Raw genomic sequence first — 14,161 nt, 5'->3', positions numbered from 1 at the left:
CGCGGGGACGACCACGGCAGCTTGTCGTTCCGGATCGCCGGACCGCCGCGCAGGCGGGAACTCAATTTAAGGGAGCGAATACGGTGAATAAAGACTTATCCGGCAGCACCCAACTCTGGAACGAGGACCTGGCGCCCACCAGTGCCGCGCAGCGCACCTGGCGCTGGTATCACTTTGCCGCGCTGTGGGTCGGCATGGTGATGTGCATCCCCGCCTACACCCTGTCGGCCAGCCTGATCGAAGGCGGCATGTCGGCCTACCAGGCCGTGTTCACCGTCTTCCTCGCCAATGCCATCGTGCTGCTGCCCATGCTGGCCATCGGCCATGCCGGCACAAAGTACGGCATCCCTTATGCGGTGCTGGCGCGCGCTTCCTTCGGCACCAGCGGCGCGCGGCTGCCGGCGCTGATGCGCGCCATCGTCGCCTGCGGCTGGTACGGCATCCAGACCTGGTTCGGCGGCCAGATGATCTACACCCTGATCGGCGTCATGCTGGGCGGCGAGATAGGCGGCGGCAAGATCGCCGGCCTGGGCATCAACGGCATGCAGCTGCTGTGCTTCCTGGCCTTCTGGGCGATCCAGTTCTGGTACATCGTGCACGGCATGGACGCCATCCGCAAACTGGAAACCTACACCGCGCCATTGAAAATCCTGATCTGCTTCGTGCTGCTCGGCTGGGTCTACCAGAAGGCCGGCGGCTTCGGCCCGCTGCTGGAGCAGCCCTCGCAATTCGTTGAAGGCGGCAAGAAGGCCGGCCAGTTCTGGTCCGCCTTCTGGCCCTCGCTGACCGCCATGGTCGGCTTCTGGGCCACGCTGGCGCTCAACATCCCCGACTTCACCCGCTTCGCCAAGACCCAGCGCGACCAGCTGCTCGGCCAGACCGTCGGCCTGCCGGTGCCCATGGGCCTGCTGGCCGCACTGGCGGTGATCGTCACCTCCGCCACCGTGGTCCTGTACGGCAAGGCGATCTGGGACCCGGTCGACCTGGCCAGCCGCATGACCGGCGTGGCCGTGCTGGTGGCGCTGGTGATACTGCTGATCGACACCGTCAGCGTCAACCTGGCCGCCAATCTGGTGGGCCCGGCGTACGACTTCTCGGCGCTCGCGCCCAAGCACATCAGCTACCGCGCGGGCGGCTACCTCACCGCCTCCATCGCGCTCGTAATGATGCCGTGGAAAGTGCTGGAATCGACACAGGGCTACATCTTCACCTGGCTGATCGGCTACTCGGCGCTGCTCGGCCCCATCGCCGGCATCCTGATCATCGACTACTACTTCGTCCGCAAGACGGAGCTGAATGTCGAGCAGCTGTACCGCGAAGACGGCCAGTACTCGTATGGCAACGGCTGGAACATGGCCGCCGTCGCGGCCTTCGTCATCGGCGTGGCGCCGAACATCCCCGGCTTCCTGAACGCGGCCTTTCCGGCCGCTTTCCCCGGAGTGGGCGAGGGCTTCAAGACCATCTACACCTATGCATGGTTTGTCGGCATCGCCATTTCCGCGCTGGCCTACGGCGTCATGATGAAGGGCAAAGCGGCGCAAGCGCTGCGGCCTGCCGCACAGCCTTAAGCATCGGGCTTTCACTTCAGGAGAATCGCAACATGACCACCATTATCCGCGGCGGCACCGTCGTCAATGCCGACCGGGCATTCCGCGCCGATGTGCTGTGCTACGGCGGCAAGATCGTCGCAGTCGGCGAGAAGCTGGACGCGCCCGCGTCGGCCACCGTGATCGATGCCGCCGGCCAGTATGTGATGCCGGGCGGGATAGATCCGCACACGCACATGAACCTGCCCTTCATGGGCACGGTCACGGCGGACGATTTCTACACCGGCACCGCCGCCGGCCTGGCCGGCGGCACCACCACCATCATCGACTTCGTGATACCGAATCCGCAGCAGCCGCTGCTCGAGGCCTTCCAGCAGTGGCGCGGCTGGGCCCAGAAGTCGGCGGGCGACTACACCTTCCACGTCGCCATCACGTGGTGGGACGAGTCCGTGCACCGCGACATGGGCACCTTGGTGCGCGACCACGGCGTGAACAGCTTCAAGCACTTCATGGCCTACAAGAACGCCATCATGGCCGACGACGAGACGCTGGTCAAAAGCTTCCGCCGCTGCCTGGAGCTGGGCGCTATCCCGACCGTGCATGCGGAGAACGGTGAACTGGTCTATCAGCTGCAGCAGGATCTGATCAAGCAGGGCTTGACCGGCCCCAGCTCGCATCCCTTGTCGCGGCCGCCCGCGGTGGAAGCCGAGGCGGCCAACCGTGCGATCGCCATCGCGGACGTGCTGCACACGCCCGTGTACATCGTGCACGTGTCCTGCGCCGAGTCGCTCGATGCGATCACGCGCGCGCGCGCCAACGGCCAGCGCGTGTACGGCGAAGCGCTGGCGGGCCATCTGATCATCGACGACAGCGTGTACCAGAACGAGGACTTCGCCTTCGCGGCGGCGCACGTGATGAGCCCGCCGTTCCGCAGCAAGCACCACCAGGCCGCGCTGTGGCATGGGCTGCAAGGCGGCAATCTGCACACCACGGCCACCGACCACTGCACTTTCTGCGCCGCGCAGAAGGCGGCCGGGCGCGACGATTTCAGCAAGATACCGAACGGCTGCGGCGGGGTGGAAGACCGCATGGCCGTGATCTGGGACGCGGGCGTGAACACGGGGCGGTTGACACCGTCCGAGTTCGTCAAGGTGACGTCGGCCAATGCGGCGCAGATCTTCAACATTTATCCGCGCAAGGGCTTGATCGCGGCCGGGTCGGATGCGGACATCGTGGTGTGGGACCCTGAGGGCACGCGCACCATTTCGGCCAAGACTCAGCATGCCAAGGGCGACTTCAACGTGTTCGAGGGGCGCACCGTGAAGGGCATCCCGACGACGACGCTGTCGGCCGGGAAAGTGGTTTGGCACAAGGGCGAGTTGCGCGCGGTTGAAGGCGCGGGCCGGTACATCGACCGTCCGGCGTTCAAGGCGGTATCAGCTGGCTAGCGGTATATGGGTCCCCGCGTACGCGGCGGTCCGCCGATGCGGGACGACAATGCGTGTGTCATTCCCGCTGGGGCGCCGAGCCGCATGCGGGAATCCACTTTTCACGGAGTCCACAAATGAACGAACTGCACGAATTATTGTACGTCAACGGCGACCGCCTCTGGTCCTCCCTGATGGAGCTGGCCAAGATCGGCGCCACCCCGAAAGGCGGCGTCAAGCGCCTCACGCTGACGGACCTGGACAAGCAGGGCCGCGACCTGGTGGTCGGCTGGGCGCGGGAGGCCGGCATGAGCATCACCATCGACCAGATCGGCAACGTCTTCATGCGCCGCGACGGCACCAACAATGCGCTGCCGCCCATCATGACGGGCAGCCATATCGACACCCAGCCCACCGGCGGTAAGTTCGACGGCAACTACGGCGTGCTGGCAGGGATCGAAGTGGTGCGCACGCTGAACGACCATGGCGTGAAGACCGAAGCGCCCATCGAAGTCGCGTTCTGGACCAACGAGGAAGGCTCGCGCTTCGTGCCCGTGATGATGGGCTCCGGCGTGTTCTGCGGCGCTTTCACGCTGGAGCATGCCTACGCGGCCAAGGACACCGAGGGCAAGACCGTGGGCGAGGAGCTGGAACGCATCGGCTACAAGGGCGACCAGGTGCCGGGCCAGCATCCCATCGGCGCCTATTTCGAAACCCACATCGAGCAGGGCCCGGTGCTGGAGGACGAGGATAAGGTGATCGGCGTGGTGCCGGCGGTGATGGGGCTGTCCTGGTACGACTGCGTGGTCACCGGCATGGAAGCGCACGCCGGCCCGACGCCGATGCACCTGCGCAAGGACGCCATGCAGGTTGCCACCCGCATCATCCAGGAGGTGGTGTCGATAGCAAACCGCTACCCTCCATACGGACGCGGCACCGTCGGCATGATGCAGGTTTTCCCGAATAGCCGCAATGTTATCCCGGGCGAGGTAAAATTCAGCATCGACTTGCGCAATGTCAACGACGAGCTGCTCAACACCATGCACGAGGAAATGTTGGCCTTCATAGACAAAACCCGCCAGGAATCCGGACTCGGCATCAGCATCGAGCGCGTTTCCTACTATCCGCCATGTCCCTTCCACCCGGACTGCGTGGACGCGGTGCGCAATGCCACGGCCAAACTGGGCTATTCCACCATGGATGTCGTGTCGGGCGCGGGCCACGACGCCATCTATGCGGCGCGCGTGGCGCCGGCCGGCATGATCTTTGTGCCCTGCAAGGATGGCATCAGCCACAACGAGATCGAGGATGCGAAAGCCGAGCATCTCGAAGCCGGCTGCAACGTGTTGCTGCACGCGATGCTGGAGAGGGCCAGACCTGTTCCATGACCGAAGACGCGCACCCGCCGCAGTTGGACCTTGAAGCCCAGCGGCTGGGTGCGCGGCTGGCATGCACGCTTGACAACATCACCGACGCCTTCCTCATGCTGGACCGGGAGTGGCGCCTCACCTTCATCAACCGCGAGGCCGAGCGCCTGCTGCAATGCAAGCGCGAAGAGGTGATCGGCATGAACATCTGGGAACGCTTCCCGGAGGCGGTCGGCGGTCCCTATTACAAGGCGTATCACCAGGCGGTCGCCACCAACCAGTCGGTGCTGTTCGAGGAGTACTACCAGCCGCTCGACCTGTGGACCGAAGTGCGGGCCTATCCCTCCGACGACGGCCTGGCGCTCTATTTCCTCGACATCAGCCAGCGCAAGGCGCAGGAGGCCGAATTCCACAGACTGGCCTACTACGACCGCCTGACCGGGCTGCCCAACCGGCAACTGCTAGTGGAGCGCATCGGCCAGGCGCTGCAGCGCTACCAGCGCAGCCACCATTGCGGTGCGGTGCTGTTCATCGACCTGGACAACTTCAAGGCCGTCAACGACGCGCGCGGCCACGACAAGGGCGACATCCTGCTGCGGATGGTGGGCGAACGCATGACGGCATTGCTGCGCGCCAGCGACACGGTGGCGCGTTTCGGCGGCGACGAGTTCGTGATCCTGCTCGACAACATGGGCGACAGCGGCGAGACGGCGGCGCAGCACGCGCGCGACGTGGCGGCCAAAGTGCTGCGGGCCTTCGACGCGGCGTTCGACATCGCGGGCGTGCAGCATTACAGCTCGCCCAGCATAGGCGTCACGATTATCGACAGTACCAGTGGCAGCGTGGACGAGGTGCTCAAGCGGGCGGACCTGGCCATGTACCAGTCCAAGGCGGCGGGGCGCAACACCAGCACCTGGTTCGAGGCGGGCATGGAGCAGCGCGTGGCCGCGCGCGCCGCCCTGGAGGCGGATTTGCGCCAGGCGCTGAACGAAGGCCAGTTCGAACTGCACTACCAGCCCCAGTGCGACCTGCGCCAGCGCATGACAGGCGCCGAGGCGCTGCTGCGCTGGCGCCACCCGGTGCGCGGCATGGTGGCGCCGGTCGAATTCATTTCGCTGACCGAGGAAACGGGCATCATCATCCCGCTTGGCGCCTGGGTGCTGCGCACCGCCTGCGCGCAACTGGCGCGCTGGGCGGCCGAGCCGCGCACGGCGGATTTGCGCATGGCCGTCAACGTCAGCGCGCAGCAATTCCACCAGCCCGATTTCGTCGAGAAAGTGCTGGCGGTGCTGGCCGACACCGGCGTGCGCGCGGACCGGCTCAAACTGGAGCTGACGGAGAGCCTGTTGCTGAAAGACGTGGAGACGACCATCGCGCGCATGGAGCTGCTGCGCGAGGCAGGCGTCGGCTTCGCGCTGGACGATTTCGGCACCGGCTATTCCTCGTTGTCTTATTTGCACCGGCTGCCGCTGGAACAGCTGAAAATTGACCGTTCCTTCGTGTGGGATGCCGAGAAGGGCCGCCATGGAAGGGCCATCGTGCACACCATCGCGGGGCTGGGCAAGGCGCTGCGCATGGAGGTCATGGCCGAGGGCGTGGAGACCGAAGCGCAGCTGGAACTGGTTGCCGAAGGCGGCTGCCAGCTGTTCCAGGGCTATCTGTACAGCCGTCCGCTGGCGCCGGCGGCGCTGGCCGATTTCATCGCGCGGGTCAATCTGGCTTGAGGGGCCGTGTTTCACGTGGTTTTCACGTATCATGCTGGCTGGCCCATCCGAAGCGACAACCGTGCATCGAAATGATCTGATCAGCTGCCATGAGTGCGGCGTGCTGCACAAGCGCCTGCCGCTGGCGCCGCGCGAGAAGGCGCGCTGCGTGCGCTGCCGCTCGGTGCTGTACCGTGGCGTGCCGCCCAATCTGGACAGGATTGCCGCCATCACGCTGGCCACGCTGATCGTCTTCCTGATCGCCCAGTTCTTCCCCATCGTCGAGATGGAGATGCACGGCAGCAGCACCAGCGCGACCCTGTTCGACGCCATCCGCATTCTCTGGATAGAGGACATGCGCACTGTCGCGGTCTGCGTGCTCCTGTTTACCATCGCCTTTCCCATTATCGAGCTGTGCGCGCTGCTGTACGTGTCGCTGGCGCTGCGGGCGGGTTACCGGCCTCCCGGCTTCCACCGCCTGCTGCGCGCCGTGCGCAAGGCGCGCCAGTGGGGTATGACGGAGGTGCTGATGATGGGCATCCTGATTGCCATGATCAAGCTGACCAGCGTGGCCACGCTGGTGTTCCATGCCGGCCTGTTCGCCTTCGGCGCGCTGACCGTGTTGCTGACCGTGGTCGCCTCGTTCGACCCGAAGGTGCTATGGGAGATCGGCGACGCCGTGGCCGGCGTCCACCGGCCGGCGCCCGAACTGCCGGCCGGCGCCGGGGGAGCGCCATCGGCAGCGCTGCTGTCATGCCACGCCTGCGGCCTCGTGGCCGCCGCCGTCACTACCGCGCATCGCCAGCATTGCGCGCGCTGCGGCAGCACGCTGCACCGGCGCCACCCGGACAGCATCAAACGCACCTGGGCCTTGCTGCTGGCGGCGGCCATCCTGTACATTCCCGCCAACACGCTGCCGATGATGTACACCGACTCGCTGTCCGGCGACACGCAGGACACCATCATGAGCGGCGTGCTGTATTTCTGGGACACCGGCGCGCCGGCGCTGGCGGTGATCATCTTTGTTGCCAGCATCGTGGTGCCGGTGCTGAAGCTGGTGGCGCTGTCGCTGCTGGCCTACACCGCGCAGCGCGGCTCGCGCTGGCGTCCGCACCAGCGCACGGTGCTGTACCGGATGGTGGAGTTCATCGGCCGCTGGTCGATGCTGGACATTTTCGTCATCACGCTGACGGTGGCGCTGGTGCGTTTCAATTCGATGGCGGTGATGACGCCCGGCCCGGGTGCGCTGGCGTTCTGCGCGGTGGTTGTGCTGACCATCCTGGCGGCGCTGGAGTTCGATCCGCGCCTGATCTGGGATCATGAGGAAGAAAGAAGTGGAGAGCAACATGTCTGATGAAGAGCGCTTGCCCGAGCCGAAAGTAGAGCGGGCCAGCCGCTGGCTGCCCTCGCTGGTGTGGCTGGTGCCGTTGCTGGCGGCGCTGATCGGCCTCGGCCTGGTGGCCAAGTCGGTGGCCGACAAAGGGCCGACCGTGACGGTCACCTTCCGCACCGGCGACGGCCTGGAGGCCGGCAAGACGCGCGTGAAGTACAAGGACGTCGACATCGGCGTGGTGCGCACCATCGCGCTGGCGCCGGACCTGTCCAAGGTGCAGGTGACGATCGATATGAGCAAGGACGCCAAGCGCTTTACGGCGGCCGATACGCGCTTCTGGGTGGTCAAGCCGCGCGTCGGCGCGAGCGGCGTGTCAGGCCTGGGTACGCTGCTGTCGGGCGCGTATATCGGCGTGGACGCGGGCAAGGGGGCACTGGGCGCCGAGCAGTTCACCGGCCTGGAGAGCGCGCCGCCGGTGACGGTGGACCAGAAGGGCAGCCAGTTCACGCTGCATGCGGACAGCCTGGGGTCGATCGACATCGGCTCGCCGATTTTTTTCCGCCGCATCCAGGTGGGGCAGGTGATCGACTTCGCGCTCGAGCCGCAGGGTGCGGGCGTGAGCATGCGCGTGTTCGTCAACGCGCCGTACGACCAGTATGTAGGCAAGAACACGCGCTGGTGGCACGCCAGCGGCGTCGACCTGCGGCTGGACTCGGGCGGCTTCAAGATCAACACGCAGTCGCTGGCGGCGCTATTGGTGGGCGGCATCGCGTTTGAGTCGATGACGGGGCAGAAGCCGGACACGGTGGCGCCGAACGGATCGGAATTCCTGCTCGCTGCCGACCAGGCCAGCGCCTTGCGCGAACCGGACGGCCGGCCCATTTCCAGCGTGTTCTATTTCGACCAGTCGCTGCGCGGCCTGCAACCCGGCGCCACGGTGGACTTCCGCGGCATCGTGCTGGGCGAGGTGCGCTCGGTGGGCGTGGAGTACGACCCGAACAAGAAGAGCTTCCGCATGCCTGTGACGGTGGACCTGTACCCGGCGCGGCTGGGCAAACGGTTCCAGCAGGCGCTGGCGGCCGACCCTGACAACAAGGCTGGACCGGCGGTGCTCGAGCGCATGGTGAGCCGCGGCCTGCGCGCGCAGCTGCGCACCGGGAACCTGCTGACCGGCCAGTTGTACATCGCGCTCGACTTCTTCCCCAATTCGCCGCAGGTCAAGCTCGACGTGGACGCGTATCCGCTGGAACTGCCGACGATACCGAACAGCCTGGAGGAGTTGCAGACGCAGATCGCCAGCATTGCGCGCAAGCTGGACCAGGTGCCCTTCGCCGACATCGGCAACAACCTGAACGCCACGCTGAAGAACGCCAATGCCTTGTTCAAGCAGCTCGACGGACAGGTGCTGCCGGAGATGAAGGACACGCTGGGCGCGGCCAAGCAAACTTTCGGCACCGCCGAACAGCTGCTGCACAAGGATTCACCGGTGCAGTCCGACCTGCGCGAGGCGTTGCAGCAGTTGACGCAGACGCTGCAATCGCTGAACACGCTGTCCGACTACCTGGAACGCCACCCCGAGTCGCTCATCAGGGGCAAGCAAGGAGAGAAGAAATGACACAGCCCATGATGAAGCGTCCGCAGGCCGCGGGGATGCGCACCGGCGATGTAGGGGCTGGCCGCCGTGCCGCGGCAACATGCACCGGCCTGGCGGGCACCGTCGCCATGCGGGCAGGCGCGCTGGCGTCGGCCTTGCTGCTGGCGGCCTGCGGCACGGCGCCCGTGGAGCACTTTTACAGCCTGACAGCGGGGGCTCCCCTTACGGCCGCGGGATCGGCGGGGAGCACCGGTTCCGCCGCCGGGGCGCCTGGCGCCGGCGGGCAGCAGCAGATGACGGCGCCGGTCTACATCGAACTGCAGGCGGTCAGCGTGCCGCAGCAGGTCAGCCGCAACCAGCTGGTGGTCACGAGCGGCGCGGGCAGGGTGGAGTTGCTGGAGCAGGAGCGCTGGGCCGCGCCGCTGGCGTCCGAGATCGGCCAGGCGCTGTCGCTCGGCATCACGGGCGAGCTGGGCGCCATCGACGTTTACCGCACGGCGGCGCCGGAGCAGGCCACGGTCTACCGCGTCAGCACCAGCGTGCAGCGCTTCGAATCCGCGCCCGGCCAATATGCGCTGGTGGACGCCGTCTGGAGCGTGCGCCGCGTCGGCAGCAACAAGGTGCTGACCTGCCGCAGCACCGCCGACGAAAAGGTCGCGCCGGGCTATGACGCCCTGGTGGCCGGCCACCGCCGCGCCGTCGCGCGCATAGCCGCCGGCATCGCCAAAGCCATCCGTACCATCAATAACGGCGGCAGCGCGGCCTGCTGATTCAGTCCGGTACCGCCGGCCGCAGCGCGTCCACCAGCTCGCGCGCGTAGCCGGGCAGGTCGGCGTAATGGCGGACGCAGATCAGCAGTTTGCGGACGGCCCACGGGTCGGTCAGCTGGACGTGGCGGATCGCCATCACGTCGCGTGAGCGCAGCACGGCCGATTCGGGCAGCACCGCCAGTCCCGCGCCGCTGGCGGCCATGCGGCAGACGGCGTCCAGGCTGCGCAGCCGCACCCTGTAGACCAGCCGTTTGCCCAGGCGCGCCGCGTGCCCGGCGATGTATTTGTGCAGCGCGCTGTCGCCGGCCAGACCGATGAAATCGTAGCCCAGTGCATCGGTGAAAGCCATGCTGCGCTTGCGCTTCAGCTGCGCCGCCAGCGGGTGGCCGGGCGCCATCGCCAGTACGAGGCGGTCGTCGCGGAAGGGGAAAGTCTCCAGCCCCGTGCTGTCCACCGAGTCGGCAATGACGCCGATGTCGGCCAGGCCGTCCTTGATGCCCTGCACGATCTCGTAGCTGAGCCGCTCCTCCAGGTCGATGTTCACTTGCGGATGCGCGGCCATGAAGCCGGCCAGGGCGTCGGGCAGGAACTCGGCCAGCGCGGAGGTGTTGCACAGCACGCGTATATGACCTTTCAGGCCGGACGCATATTCACCCAGGTCGGCACGCATCTTTTCCATCTGCTGCGTGATCATGCGCGCGTGGTGCAGCAGCGTGCGTCCTGCCTCGGTGGTCTCGACGCCGCGCCGGCCGCGTTCCAGCAGCGGCACGCCCAGCATCTCCTCCATGCCGCGTATGCGCGCGCTGGCCGACGCCAGCGCAAGGTGCGACTGCTCCGCCCCGGAGGTGATGCTGCCGCTTTCGGCGACGTGCAGAAACAGGCGCAGGTCGGTCAGGTCGAATCGCATGATGATCCCTTGTTGTGCTGTGCCTTCGTCCAGGCCGAAGGCAGACTGAGTATATTCCACATTCCCGCTGTCGTCGCGCCGTGCCAGACTGCGAAGCATGGAAAATATCATTTACATCACCGTGGTGTTCCTGCTTGCGGGAATGGTCAAAGGCGTGACGGGTATGGGCTTGCCGACCGTGGCGGTGGCCATGCTCAGCATCGTGATGCCGCCGCTGGAGGCGGCAGCCTTGCTGGTTGTGCCTTCGCTTTTGACGAATGTCTGGCAGCTGATGTCCGGCGCCTCCTTGTATCCCTTGTGGCAGCGCCTGTGGCCGATGATGGCGGGAATCTGCGTCGGCACGGGGGCCGGCACGCTGCTGGCCGGCGCGCTCGCGGCGGACGCCAAACTGGCCAGCGGGGCGCTGGGCGTGGCCTTGGTGGCGTACGCGGCCATGGGTCTGCTGTCGGTGCGCTGGAAGCTGCGTAACGGCAGCGAGGGCGCGCTGTCGCCTGCGGTGGGCGCCATCACCGGCGCCATCTCGGCGGCGACCGGCGTGTTCGTGATACCGGCCGTGCCTTATCTGCAGGCGCTGGAACTGGAGAAGGATGAACTGGTGCAGGCGATGGGGCTGGCGTTCACGGTGTCCACGCTGGCGTTGGCGGCATCGCTGGCAGCGCGGGGCGCGTGGCAGCCGGCGGCGGCCGGGATGTCGTTCGTGGCGCAGCTGCCGGCGCTTGCGGGCATGCTGCTGGGGCAGCGGCTGCGCGGCCGGATGCCGCCGTTGATCTTCCGCCGCTGTTTGCTGTTTGCGTTGCTGTTGCTGGGCATGCACTTGGGGCTGGATGCGGCCTGGCATTGAAGGGCGGCTTACGCACGTCGTGCCAACCCGCCTACGGAAGGGCCCCGATCACCTCGGCGATCAGTTCGCGCAGCCAGCGGTTGGCGGGGTCGTTGTCGACGTTGGCGTGCCAGTACAGCTGGTTGTCGATGTGCGCCAGTTCCAGCGGCAGCTCCAGCAACTGGTGGCCGAACTGCTCGTTCAGCACGTCGCCGTAGCGTTGCGGCATGGTCAGCAGCAAATCGGTCTGGCTGACGACCGTGCAGGCCGTGTAGTAGTGCTGGCAGCGCATGCGGATGCGGCGCTGCAGCCCGCGCCGGCTCAGTTCCACATCCTCCAGACTGGGCCCGCTGCGGCGCGAACTGACCTGGATGTGCTCCTGCTTCAGATACAGCTCCAGATCCAGCGCACCGCGCACTTGCGGATGCCCGGCGCGCACCAGCACCACGGTCTGGTCGGACGGCAGCCGAAGCTGGCGGATGTCCTTCGACAGCGGCAGCATCAAGTCGATCGCCGCGTCGATGCTGCCGGCGGCCAGTTCGCCTTCCAGTTCGCCGCGCGCCACCCGCAGCGCGTTGACGCCGACCGAGGGCGCGGCCTGGGCGATGCGCGCCATCAGCGGCGGCAGGATGGTCGGCTCCACCACGTCGCGCATGGCGAGGGTGAAGGTGCGTTCGCTGGTGGCCGGGTCGAAGCGCTCGGTGCCGCTCAAGGTCACTTCGAATCCGCGCAGCGCCTGCCGCACGGGTTCGATGATGCTGCGCGCCAGCGGCGTCGGCACCATCACATGGCCCTGGCGCTCGAACAGCACGTCGTTGAGCAAGGTCCGCAGGCGTGACAAGGCATGGCTGATGGCGGGCTGCGTGAGGTTCATTTTCAGGCTGGCGCGCGTCAGGCTGCCTTCCGTGTAGATGGCCTCGAACACCACGAACAGGTTCAGATCGACTTTGGATATATGCATAATACTTATGCGGGCGCATTAAAACTATTCATTTGATGAATTCTACACTGCGCGATAAGCTGTCCCTTATTCTTTTGCTACATGGAGTGCGCGCGATGGGACAAATATATCTGGTGCGGCATGGTCAGGCGTCATTCGGCGCCGCCAACTACGATCAGCTTTCCCCGCTGGGGTTCGAGCAGGCGCGCCTGCTGGGGCAGTGGTTCGCCAACAGCCGCCAGACCTTCCAGCGCGTGGTGTGCGGCGGCATGGTGCGCCACCGCCAGACGGCGGACAGCTGCCTGTCCGAGCTGCCCAAGGCGCTGCTGGCCGATACCGAATGGCTGACTGACCCGGGCTTCGCGGAGTTCGACCACGTGGAGGTGCTGGTCAAGCACTGTCCCGAGTTCGCGTCGCCTGACGATTTCAAAGCCTACGCCGCGCGCCAGCCGGACCCGAAGCGCGCTTTCGAGAACATCTTCGTCGCGGCCATGCTGCGCTGGATGGGCGGGGAGAAGGATGCGGACTACACGGAGACGTGGCAGCAGTTCCAGGCGCGTTGCGTGGGCGCGCTGGAGCGCCTGGCGACGCAGTCGGCGGCGTCCGAGTCGACGGTGGTGTTCACCTCCGGCGGCACGATCTCGGCGATCTGCCAGCACCTGCTGGCTCTGCCGGACCACAAGGCGCTGGAAATGAACTGGAATATCGCCAACTGCTCGATCACCAAACTGCAGCACCGTCCGGGCAAGATCAGCCTGAACTATCTGAATAATTTCGCCCACCTGGAGTGGCTGGGCGAGGCGAATAGCGTTACTTACCGGTAATTTTCGGCGGCATGACGGCGATTTCGCCGTCTTTTTTCACCTTTACTTATCAGACGTCTGACAGGTTGATTCAAAAAGACTCCCGATGCAAGCGCTATCGGGCAATAAGCTTCAGCTGTTTTTTGCGGTCTCGAATAGCTCGTGCGCGCGCCGCAGGCGTTCGCGGCTGTTGCTGAGGTGCGTGCGCATGGCGGCGCGGGCCGATTCGGGGTCTTGGCGTGCGATGGCGCCGTAGATGTCTTCATGCTCGCGCCTCACCCGCTCCAGATAAACCTCCGGCGCGTCGCGCGGGATGTGGGCGGATGTTTGCCGTGCGCGCGGCAGCAATTCCTTGTTGATGTGGCTTAGCACGTCGTGCAGATAGGGATTGCTGGCGGCCTGTGCGATGGCCAGGTGATACTGGGTATCCGCCGTCGCCGTCTCGCCGCCGCCGGCGCAGCGCGCCAGGAAGGCGTCCAGCGCTGCGCGGATGCGCGCCAGCTGGGGCTCGCTGCGGCGGGCTGCCGCCAGTCCGGCGGCCTCGGTCTCCAGGCTGATGCGCAATTCCAACAGGGACAGCACCTCGTCCTTCGTCATGCCGCCCTGTGCCGCCAGGCCCATGTGTTGCGGCGCGCGCCCCAGCACGAAGGTGCCCACGCCTTGGCGCGTCTCGACCATGCCGGCCGCCTGCATGTGCGATATCGCTTCCCGCACCACCGAGCGGCTGACCCCCAGCGCGCGGATGATCTCGGCCTCCGACGGCACCTTCTCGCCGGGCGCGACGCGGCCTTCCTTGATCAGGTCCGCGACATAGTCGACGACGCCGTGCGCCAGCGAGCGCGATTTGCCTGGGGCGGGGGTGGGGCGGAAAGAATCCATGGATGGGCTGGGTCGCAAAACACAAGTTGCGTTTTCTAAAAGTGATGATTATACTTGTTTCCAAGTTGTCA

Annotated in this window: 12 protein-coding genes; 9 read left to right on the top strand and 3 right to left on the bottom strand. The window is 66.2% G+C overall.

Annotation, left to right across the window (positions count from 1 at the left end; all coding sequences use genetic code 11):
* Window positions 1-83 precede the first annotated feature (83 nt).
* The 7 genes from ACSQ8Y_RS18670 (at window position 84) to ACSQ8Y_RS18640 (ending at window position 9,741) form a co-directional block, all read left to right on the top strand.
* On the top strand, window positions 84-1,568 hold the full coding sequence (locus ACSQ8Y_RS18670; protein WP_436267931.1) for an NCS1 family nucleobase:cation symporter-1: 1,485 nt from the start codon (window positions 84-86) through the stop codon (window positions 1,566-1,568).
* Between the two features lie 32 nt (window positions 1,569-1,600).
* Entirely contained in the window at window positions 1,601-2,995 is a 1,395-nt protein-coding gene (gene hydA / locus ACSQ8Y_RS18665; RefSeq protein WP_436267930.1) for a dihydropyrimidinase, read from the top strand.
* Window positions 2,996-3,111: 116 nt separating this feature from the next.
* A complete protein-coding gene (locus tag ACSQ8Y_RS18660; protein ID WP_436267929.1) occupies window positions 3,112-4,362 on the top strand; it encodes a Zn-dependent hydrolase in 1,251 nt (416 codons plus the stop codon).
* Window positions 4,359-6,065 carry a putative bifunctional diguanylate cyclase/phosphodiesterase gene (locus tag ACSQ8Y_RS18655; RefSeq protein WP_436267928.1) on the top strand — a complete coding sequence of 569 codons (1,707 nt, stop codon included), beginning with the start codon at window positions 4,359-4,361 and terminating at the stop codon, window positions 6,063-6,065. The genes ACSQ8Y_RS18660 and ACSQ8Y_RS18655 overlap by 4 nt, the downstream gene beginning before the upstream one ends.
* Window positions 6,066-6,126: 61 nt before the next feature.
* Window positions 6,127-7,398, top strand: coding sequence for a paraquat-inducible protein A (locus ACSQ8Y_RS18650; RefSeq protein ID WP_436267927.1), 1,272 nt, complete (start codon window positions 6,127-6,129; stop codon window positions 7,396-7,398).
* Window positions 7,391-8,992 carry an intermembrane transport protein PqiB gene (locus ACSQ8Y_RS18645; protein WP_436267926.1) on the top strand — a complete coding sequence of 534 codons (1,602 nt, stop codon included), beginning with the start codon at window positions 7,391-7,393 and terminating at the stop codon, window positions 8,990-8,992. Before ACSQ8Y_RS18650 ends, ACSQ8Y_RS18645 begins: the two co-directional genes overlap by 8 nt.
* Window positions 8,989-9,741, top strand: coding sequence for a PqiC family protein (locus ACSQ8Y_RS18640; RefSeq protein WP_436267925.1), 753 nt, complete (start codon window positions 8,989-8,991; stop codon window positions 9,739-9,741). Before ACSQ8Y_RS18645 ends, ACSQ8Y_RS18640 begins: the two co-directional genes overlap by 4 nt.
* Window position 9,742: 1 nt before the next feature.
* On the opposite strand, the gene ACSQ8Y_RS18635 is transcribed toward ACSQ8Y_RS18640, so the two are convergent.
* Window positions 9,743-10,648 (bottom strand): LysR substrate-binding domain-containing protein, encoded by a 906-nt coding sequence (locus ACSQ8Y_RS18635; RefSeq protein WP_436267924.1) that lies wholly within the window; start codon window positions 10,646-10,648, stop codon window positions 9,743-9,745.
* 97 nt (window positions 10,649-10,745) lie between these two features.
* On the opposite strand from ACSQ8Y_RS18635, the gene ACSQ8Y_RS18630 reads away from it, so the two are divergent.
* Entirely contained in the window at window positions 10,746-11,489 is a 744-nt protein-coding gene (locus ACSQ8Y_RS18630) for a sulfite exporter TauE/SafE family protein (protein WP_436267923.1), read from the top strand.
* A 31-nt stretch (window positions 11,490-11,520) separates the two neighbouring features.
* On the opposite strand, the gene ACSQ8Y_RS18625 is transcribed toward ACSQ8Y_RS18630, so the two are convergent.
* Entirely contained in the window at window positions 11,521-12,429 is a 909-nt protein-coding gene (locus tag ACSQ8Y_RS18625; protein WP_436267922.1) for a LysR family transcriptional regulator, read from the bottom strand.
* Window positions 12,430-12,524: 95 nt separating this feature from the next.
* Between ACSQ8Y_RS18625 and ACSQ8Y_RS18620 the strand changes: the two genes are divergently transcribed.
* The gene (locus ACSQ8Y_RS18620; protein ID WP_436267921.1) at window positions 12,525-13,232 is read left to right on the top strand and encodes a histidine phosphatase family protein; all 708 of its coding nucleotides are present in this window, start codon (window positions 12,525-12,527) and stop codon (window positions 13,230-13,232) included.
* 111 nt (window positions 13,233-13,343) lie between these two features.
* Here ACSQ8Y_RS18620 and ACSQ8Y_RS18615 read toward each other — a convergent pair whose 3' ends face one another.
* Complete coding sequence (locus tag ACSQ8Y_RS18615) at window positions 13,344-14,090, bottom strand: FadR/GntR family transcriptional regulator (protein ID WP_436267920.1); 747 nt, start codon at window positions 14,088-14,090, stop codon at window positions 13,344-13,346.
* Window positions 14,091-14,161: the final 71 nt, after the last annotated feature.

Source organism: Pseudoduganella sp. LjRoot289, from assembly GCF_964252925.1.
Lineage (GTDB): Bacteria > Pseudomonadota > Gammaproteobacteria > Burkholderiales > Burkholderiaceae_D > Rugamonas.
This window is presented reverse-complemented; position numbering and strand designations above follow the sequence as displayed.